Below are 6,856 nucleotides of genomic sequence, written 5' to 3'. Positions count from 1 at the left end.
GTCAGGATGAACGGGGCCACGAGGATCGGGTTCATGACGATCGGGGTACCGAACGTGATCGGCTCGTTGATGTTGAAGACGGCCGGAGCGGCGCCGAGGCGGCCCAGGGTCTTGAACTGCGCGGACTTGGCGAACACGAGCATGTAGACGACCAGACCGATGGTGACGCCGGCGCCGGTCATGTTGACGTAGTTGTCCAGGAACTGGGCAGTGAAGATCCGGCCACCGTTGGCGATGGTGACCTCGCCCTGCGCGTCGACGATCGCCTGGTTGGCGGCCGTGTTGGCAAGGCCGATCGGGCTCATGACGCCACCGACGATGGACGATCCGTGCACACCGAAGAACCACAGGAACGGGATGAGGAACGACACCACGAGAATGCCCGGCAGCGAGTCGGACAGACCCATGAGCGGCGTCTGGATGGCGGAGTAGATCGCCTCGATCATCGTGGTGTTGAAGGCGAGGAAGATGCCCATGATGATGGCGGCCAGCGTCATGATGGCAGCACCCGGGATGAGGGCGGTGAAGGCGTTCGCGACGTTCGGCGGGACACCGTCGGGCATCTTGATCGTGATGTTGCGGCGGATGAACCACACGTAGACGATCGACACGAAGAACGCGATCAGGATGCCCGCGACCATGCCCTGGCCGCCGGTCCAGCTCAGCGGGATGACGGACGTGACGCGCTCGCCGGCCTCGGTCTCGGCCCACAGCGGCAGGAGCAGCACCATGGTGCACAGCGCCCACAGAGCGGCCGGCAGGGCCTCGATGCCCTCGCCACGGACCCAGCTGTACGTGATGCCCATGCAGGCCACCAGGCCGAGCAGGTTGAACGTGGCCACGTAGACGCCGTTGAAGATCGCGGCGAGGATCGTCGGGAAGCCGGGCTGCGCGAGGAACTCCGTCCACGCCGGGATCGGCAGGTTGCCGGCCAGCAGGAAGATGGCACCCACGATCGTGAGCGGCATCACGTACATCATGCCGTTCTTCAGCGCACTGATCGGCTTCGTGTTGGTGAACGCCAAGACTGGCGGAATGACTTTGTCATTCAGAATTTCTGCGAAGGACGCCATCGCCCTCTCCTTTCGAGTCCCGGAGACTCTTATTGCGGTTCTCGGACACTCAGCACCCATGCTCGTGTCACCGCCTCCCATGATGGTGCACCTAAACGGGTCAGTTCCACCAGATCCCCTTCCGCAGTGGCGGAAGTCTTTCCTCTTCCGGAACTTCCGCCATGGCGGAAACGCACTGGGTGGAGGCGGCGGCGTCCCATTACTAGGCTGAGGCCCATCATTCAGCGCAGAGGACGGGGAGGGCCAAGGATGGCCACGACCCGCGAAAGGGAGGACGCATGAACCCCGAGGACTACGAGGGCGCATTCAAGCTGATCTCGGTGGCCGGCAACGCCAAGTCGAGTTCCATGATGGCGATCCGCGAGGCACGCGAGGGCAACCTGGAGGAGGCGAAGAAGCTGCTCGAGGAGGCCGACAAGGATCTGCGCGAGGCCCACGGCTCCCAGACCAAGATGCTCACCCAGGAGGCGCGCGGCAACGCCGTCCCCGTCAACATCATCCTGGTGCACGCCCAGGACCATCTGACCGGCGCCATGATCATCCGCGATCTGGCCGAAGAGTTCATCGAGATCTACTCCAAGCTCAACGCTGACGCCTGAGCTAACATCGAACCCACAAGCACACCCACGGAGGTAACCAATGAAGGTCCTGCTCGTCTGCGCTGCTGGTATGTCCACCAGCCTGCTCACCAACAACATGAAGAAGAACGCCGATCCTGACGACGTCGTCGACGCCGTTCCCGTGGGCGAACTCGAGAGCGTCATCGACAAGTACGACGTGATCCTCCTCGGCCCGCAGATCCGCTTCAAGGAGAAGGACGTCAAGAAGCTCGCCGAGCCCAAGGGCATCCCGAGCGGCGTCATCGACATGCGCGCCTACGGCATGATGGACGGCAAGGCCGCCATGGACCAGGCTCGCAAGCTGGTTGCCGGCAAGTGATGCACCGTGACGCCTGACAAGCGTCGCGCACTGATCGAAGCACTGGCCCGCTCTCCTCACCCCCTGTCGGGTGAGGAGCTCGCGGGCCAGTTGCACGTCTCGAGCAGGAGCGTTCGCACGTATGTCGCGAAGTTGAACGCCCGCGGCACCGTGATCGTGACCTCGCACCGGGGTTACGCGCTGGACCCGCGCGCCCGCGCGCGGCTGGCGAACCTGGCCGAGCCGACGGCGTCCCTGGACACGCCGGACCGGAGACTGGAGTACCTCTGTCGCCTGCTGTCGCAGGCGAGCGCGCCCGTCAACGTCCATACGCTGGCGGACAAGCTGTACGTGAGCAACTCGACGATCGAGTCCGATCTGTCGCGTGCGCGCGAGGTGTTCCGCGAGCACGAACTGACGTTGAACCGCGATCACGAGAACGTGTGGCTCGACGGTCCGGAGCGGTCGCGGCGGCGCGTCGTGCGGCAGATGATGCAGCAGGGCGGCCAGGGCATCGTGCCGACCTGGCAGGCGTTCAGCCGCGAGTACGCCCACCTCGACCTCACCAAGCTGCGCGCGACGGTGAGCCAGATTGTGGCCGACTCCGACCTGGAGCTCAACGAGTACGCGCTGTCCGACGTGTTGCTGCACATCGCCGTGACCGTCGAGCGCGTCCGCGACGGCCACACCTTGCCGGCGGCCGAGTGGCCCCTGCGGCGGAAGGACCGCCTCATCAACGAGGTGACCGAGCTGCTGGCCAGCGCCGTCGACACGCAGTTCCACATCACCTTGCCGCCGTCCGAGCACGAAGCGCTGTACGGCGTCCTGGCCGTGCGCGCCGTCCGCATCGCCGACCCGAGTGCGGCCGAGGCAGTGGTCGACCCGCAGATGAAGGTGCTGGTCGCCGAGCTGCTCGAGCTGGTGGCGTCCAAGTACCTCCTCGGCCCGGCCGACCCTTCGATGCTGCTCAAGCTCACCCTGCACGTGCAGAACCTGGTGGCTCGCTGCCGCTCCAACCTGGCCCTCACGCACCCGCTGGGCGAGGCGTTCAAGAACAGCCACCCGCTCGTGCACGACCTCGCCCTCGACTTCGCCCAGCGCCTCGAGAAGCGGCTGACGATCGACATCAACGGCGCCGAGGTCGACTACCTCGCAATGCACATGGGCATGCAGTACCTGCACTATCTCGAGCAGCGCGATCTGCTCACGATCACCCTCGTCGTGCCCCACTACTACGACATGGCGAGCGCGGTGGCCGACACCCTCGAGCGGTCCCTGCGGGGGCGGGCGATCATCGAGGACGTCGAGACGACCCTCGACTTCGACTTCTCCGGCGTCACGAGCGACCTGATCGTCTCCTGCGTCGAACCCCGCGGGACGCCGTCGGCGCCGGTCGTGCAGGTGAGCCCGCTGCTGCCACGCTCCGACATCGCGACCGTGAGCGACGCCGTCAATGCCGAGATGGACCGCAACATGCGCCGCCGCATCCGGACGACCCTGTTCACCCTCATCGACCCCGCCCTGTTCATGACCGTGCACGCCCTAGCGACGAAGGAGGACGCCCTCGCCCTGATGAGCACGCGCCTCGTCGAGGAGGGGTACGTCGACGACAACTTCCTTGACGACGTGCTCGACCGCGAGCGGCGCTCGTCCACATCGTTCGGCGGCGAGTTCGCCATCCCGCACTCCATGCGCATGGACGCCTCCGCCACGGCCATCTCGGTGCTCGTGAGCGACAAGGGCATCCCGTGGGGGTCGTCGTTGGTCCGGCTGGTGTTCCTGTTCGCTCTCTCCCCCGACGGCCGCCAGGCCTTCCGCGACGGGCTCGACCAGATCATCAAGCTGCTGTCCGAGCGCGGTAGCGTGAGCGCGCTCGTCGCTGCGGGAGCCGACGCGGACACCTTCCTCGCCGCCCTCCGGGACCTCCTCGACCGCTGACCCACCGCCCCTCAGCCCCCCGCTTGGCCGGGCTCCCCCACCGCGGCTCCAGCCACCCCCCTTTCGCGTCGGTCACCGGCCGGCTTCAGCGGGCTCTGCCCACGGCGCGCGGTGCAATACTTCCCACCATGACGCACGACGCCCCGGATCTCGCCCGCCAAGGCGGCAAGGGGGCCAACCTCGTCCGCCTCGCGGCCGCAGGCCTGCCGGTCCCCCGGTTCGTCGTCCTCGAAACCACCGAGTACGAACGGTTCGTGACGGCGTCCGGGCTGGACGGGGCGATCCGCCGCGCCCTTGCGCAGGGTGACCGGGCGACGGCGTCGGAACAGATCCGCGCGGCCTTCGGCGCCGCGCGCCTGCCGGTCGCGTTGCGGGCGACGATCGCGGACGCCGTCGCCCCGCTCGCCGACGGGCCGGTCGCGGTGCGGTCGTCCGCGACGGCGGAAGACCTGCCGGGCTTCAGCTTCGCCGGCCAGCAGGACACGTTCCTGAACGTCGTCGGGATCGAGGCGATCCTGACCGCGGTGGTGCAGTGCTGGGCGTCGCTGTGGACCGAGCGTGCTCTCACCTATCGCGACCGCAACGCCATCGGCCACGAGGGCGTCGCGCTGGCCGTCGTGGTGCAGGAAATGGTGGCGGCGGAGGCGTCGGGGGTGATGTTCACGGCGAACCCGCGGACCGGTCGCCGCGACGAGACGGTCATCGAGTCGGTGGCGGGGCTGGGCGACGCGCTCGTTTCGGGGCAGGTGACCCCCGACACGTTCAGCCTGGCCGGGGCGACAGCCGAGCTGCGGGGCCGCCATCTGGCCTGCCGGACAGCCTCGCTCTCCATCGGCGACGCGCGGCGCCTCACCGAGCTGGGCCAAGTGATCGAACGGCTCTACGCCGAACCCATGGACATCGAGTGGGCGCGCACCGGCGAGGAGTTGTCGATCCTGCAGGCCCGGCCCATTACCAGCCTGTACCCCCTGCCGGCGCCGGCGCCGGGGGCGTCCGAGATGCGCGTGTGGTTCAGCTTCGGAGCCGTGCAGGGGATGCTCGAGCCGATCACGCCCCTCGGGCAGGACGTGCTGCGGGTGCTGCTGTCGGGCGCAGGCCGGCTGGTGGGCCGCCGCGTCGACTGGCGGACGAACGCATTCGTGCAAACCGCCGGCGAGCGGCTGTGGCTGCGGGTCGACGCCGCCCTACGCGCCGGCATGACGCGCAAGCTGCTGTTCCAGGCGATGCCGGTGGCCGATCCGGCGATCGCGGGGATTCTCGCCGACCTCGCGAAAGAGCCCGAGCTGAAGATCGTCCGGGCGACGCCGAGCACCCGCACGATGACGGCCATCACCCGGCTCGTGACCACCACCACGCCGCGGGCCCGGGCGGCGCTGCGCGATCCGGTGCGTGCGCGGCAGCATGCCGAGCGGGTGGCCGAGCGGCTGGTCGAGTCGTTCCGACGGATCGTCGCGGCGACCGGTCGGGCAGCCACGCCGCAGGCCCGGCTCACCGAGCGCGTCAAGGCCGTCGAGACGATGGGGGCGCGCTTCTTCCCGACCCTGCTGCCCGCCCTGGCTCCCCTGTGGGGCGGCGTCCTGATCGCGCTGCGGCGCCTGCGGGAGGAGGCGGCCCGCTCGGGCCTGCCGGACGCCGACGCACTCGTCCTGTCGATGCTGCGCGCGCTGCCCGGCAACGTGACGGCCGAGATGGACCTCACGCTGGCCGACGTCGCGGAGACGATCCGGCACGACGCGACCGCGTGGGGCTGGCTCGCCGAGACGCCGGCATCCGACCTGGCTGCCCAGCACTTGCGGGGCAATCTGCCCCGCGTCGCTCAGGACGCCATCGGCCAATTCCTGGCCGACTACGGCATGCGCGGCATCGCCGAGATCGACCTGGGCGCACCGCGGTGGCGTGACGACCCGACCCCGGTGATGGCGACCCTCAAGGGCTACCTGGCGACGCGGCGTGCCGTGACGCCGCGGGAGGCACACCGGCTCGCGCAGCAGGATGCGGGGCGAACGGTCCGGTCGCTGATGGACGCAGCACCCAAACGAGCGGGCCGGATCCGGGACGCGGCCAAGGCCGTCCGGGGCATGTTCGGCATCCGGGAGACACCGAAGTTCACGATCGTGCGCGCCTTCGGCCTGCTGCGCGACGCGTTCGACGCGTCCGGAGCAGAACTCGTGGAGGCAGGAAGGCTCGCGGCGGCGTCCGACATCTACCTGCTGCACCTGGACGAGCTGCGCCGCGCGTTCAGTTCGGACTGGCACCAGGTCGTGGCCGACCGCAAAGCAACGCTGGTAGCGGAGGGACGCCGCACCCAGGTGCCGCGCGTGCTCATCTCGGACGGGCGGGCGTTCTTCGAAGGACTCGACGCGGGCGACGACGGGTTGGGCGGCATGGGGGTCTCGCCGGGCGTAGCGGAGGGCGTCGTGCGTGTCGTGCACGACCCCCGGCGCGAGCATCTGGAGCGGGGCGAGATTCTCGTCTGCCGAGGAACGGATCCCGCGTGGACGCCCCTGTTCCTCACCGCCGCCGGCCTGATCACCGAAGTCGGCGGCCTCATGACGCACGGTTCGGTGGTGGCGCGCGAGTACGGCATTCCGGCCGTGGTCGGCGTGCACGACGCGACGACGCGGCTCACGACCGGCCAACGGATCCGCATCGACGGGTCCTCGGGCGCCATCGAGCTTCTTTGAGTTCCCCACAGGGCTGTCCCCACCTGTGGATAAATCACAACGGTGTCATTCGTCGACCCAAACGTGCCGGCGCCCAACACCGATGTCCGGCGCGAGCGATTCTGCGAGTAACGGCGGGATTCTGCGAATGCGTGAGTGCGCCACCCTCAGGGCTCCGGAACATGCGACAAACCTAGTCGGGTTGACTAGATGTCCACGTCAGGCGGCATTGCTACCCGGCGCGTGACGTCACGGTCATGCCGA

General features: G+C 68.5%; 5 protein-coding genes. 4 read left to right on the top strand and 1 reads right to left on the bottom strand.

The genetic code is table 11. The features are described 5' to 3' along the window. The coding region (locus tag Q1K57_RS03955) for a PTS transporter subunit EIIC (protein ID WP_300079216.1) at window positions 1-1,025 on the bottom strand (1,025 nt) is incomplete at its 3' end. A gap of 326 nt (window positions 1,026-1,351) precedes the next feature. On the opposite strand from Q1K57_RS03955, the gene Q1K57_RS03950 reads away from it, so the two are divergent. From Q1K57_RS03950 to Q1K57_RS03935, 4 genes are all read left to right on the top strand, one after another. Continuing rightward, window positions 1,352-1,672 (top strand): PTS lactose/cellobiose transporter subunit IIA, encoded by a 321-nt coding sequence (locus tag Q1K57_RS03950; RefSeq protein ID WP_300079214.1) that lies wholly within the window; start codon window positions 1,352-1,354, stop codon window positions 1,670-1,672. 40 nt (window positions 1,673-1,712) lie between these two features. Continuing rightward, window positions 1,713-2,012: a PTS sugar transporter subunit IIB gene (locus Q1K57_RS03945; protein WP_300079212.1), complete on the top strand. Its 300-nt coding sequence runs from the start codon at window positions 1,713-1,715 to the stop codon at window positions 2,010-2,012. A 6-nt stretch (window positions 2,013-2,018) separates the two neighbouring features. Further along, entirely contained in the window at window positions 2,019-3,929 is a 1,911-nt protein-coding gene (locus Q1K57_RS03940) for a PTS sugar transporter subunit IIA (RefSeq protein WP_300079209.1), read from the top strand. 128 nt (window positions 3,930-4,057) lie between these two features. Beyond that, window positions 4,058-6,613, top strand: coding sequence for a PEP/pyruvate-binding domain-containing protein (locus Q1K57_RS03935; RefSeq protein WP_300079206.1), 2,556 nt, complete (start codon window positions 4,058-4,060; stop codon window positions 6,611-6,613). Window positions 6,614-6,856 lie beyond the last annotated feature (243 nt).

This window comes from Propioniciclava sp., assembly GCF_029977985.1.
In the GTDB taxonomy this organism is placed as follows: Bacteria; Actinomycetota; Actinomycetes; order Propionibacteriales; family Propionibacteriaceae; genus Propioniciclava.
Note: the sequence above shows the minus strand (reverse complement) of the source record. Positions and strands in the feature narration are given on the sequence as shown.